This window comes from Sphingomonas sp. RB1R13 (assembly GCF_036663775.1).
Taxonomy (GTDB): Bacteria; Pseudomonadota; Alphaproteobacteria; order Sphingomonadales; family Sphingomonadaceae; genus Sphingomicrobium.
On record NZ_JAXOJM010000036.1, the window covers coordinates 1 to 1,352 of the forward strand.

The 1,352-nt window shown below is 67.0% G+C and carries 1 protein-coding gene and 1 pseudogene; one reads left to right on the forward strand and one right to left on the reverse strand.

Translation table 11 applies throughout. The features are described from left to right. Positions 1-742, reverse strand: a 742-nt coding sequence (locus U1700_RS14585) for a TorF family putative porin (protein WP_332753415.1), incomplete at its 3' end; no start/stop codon positions are given. Positions 743-1,016: 274 nt separating this feature from the next. On the opposite strand from U1700_RS14585, the pseudogene U1700_RS14590 reads away from it, so the two are divergent. Further along, a pseudogene (locus U1700_RS14590) lies at positions 1,017-1,352 on the forward strand (phage portal protein); the annotation flags it as partial.

The following is a 1,352-nucleotide window of genomic DNA, read 5'->3' on the forward strand; positions in this document are numbered from 1 at the left end:
TGTTGGTGTCGACCCAGGACAGACCCAGCGTCAGGTTGTGCCAGCTGGTGTCCGCGCCCAGCGACCAGTCCCAATAATCGCCGGTCGGCGTCGGGGCGGTGGCGTTGGGGCCCAGGCCGTCCATGCCCCAGCTATGGCCGATATGCGCCTTGGCGGTGAACGGCGTGCCATGGATCGCGGCCGCGCCGTCACCCCAGAGGTACAGGTTGTCGCTCTTGGCGCCGGGACGGTCATAGACGCCTGCGGCGGCGCTGGCGCCGTTATTGTACCATTTGCCGATCGCCTGCTGCTTGGGCGCATAGGCGACACCGGCGGTGAGCGAGACCGGGCCGGTCGTACCCGACAGCTTGGCGAAAGGCTCGGCATAGTCGGTCTTGTTCGCGCCGCCCGGATACATATACCAGGTCAGGCCGACGTCGAGCGTGCCGGTCGGGCTGATCCTGGTCTTGTAGCCGCCGATCAGGTCCAGCTCCATGTTCGCGCCGCCGAAGGTTCCCCACCCCGCCAGGTTCGACGCCCAGGTGCCGACATAGACGCCGCTTTCATGCGTCGCCGTGATGCCCGCCTGCACCGCCATGTGTTCGTCCGACTGCGAGATGCCGCGCAGGCGATAGTCGGAGACGATTGCGGCCGAGCCGCTGACGGTCACGGGCGGCGGCGGCGCGGTCTCGGCGGTCTGCGCCGATGCAGCGGCCGGAAGCACGAACAGCGCCGTGGCGGCGCTAAGGATGATGGTCTTCATATATGCCCCTATGGACAGGCCGCCGGGATGAGTGGGGCGACCTCCAGGGCCGAGCAATTAGGCGCACGGGGCGTAGCAATTCGAGGGCGATCCCCCGGTTTCGCATATAGACGGCATATAGTGGCTTCTTACATTCCTCCCCTGTAAGGGGAGGTGGCAGGCCGTCAGGCCTGACGGAGGGGTGTCACCCCTCTTGATAGCAGGACACCCCTCCACCAGCTTCGCTGGTTCCCCTCCCCTTGCAGGGGAGGAATGATTTTCGAGGAGCAAAGCAATGAGGATGTTCGGTCGCAAGGCCGGGCGGGGGGCGGCGCGTCCTTTGCTCGGGCTGGGTTTGGCGCGGTCGGGGGTGCCGCTGACGGGGGCCACGCCCTCTTATGAAACGCAGGTGCGCGAAGGGTATTTACGCAATCCGGTGGCGCAGCGCGCGGTGCGCATGGTGGCAGGGGGCCTCGCCGATGCACCGCTCAGCGCCTCGCAGTCCGAACTGGTCGCACTGGTCGCGGCACGTAGCGAGGGGCAGGCGCTGCTCGAGACGGTGGCGACGCACATGCTGCTGCACGGCAACGCCTATGTGCAGATCCTGCGCGACGCCGATGGCAACGTGGCC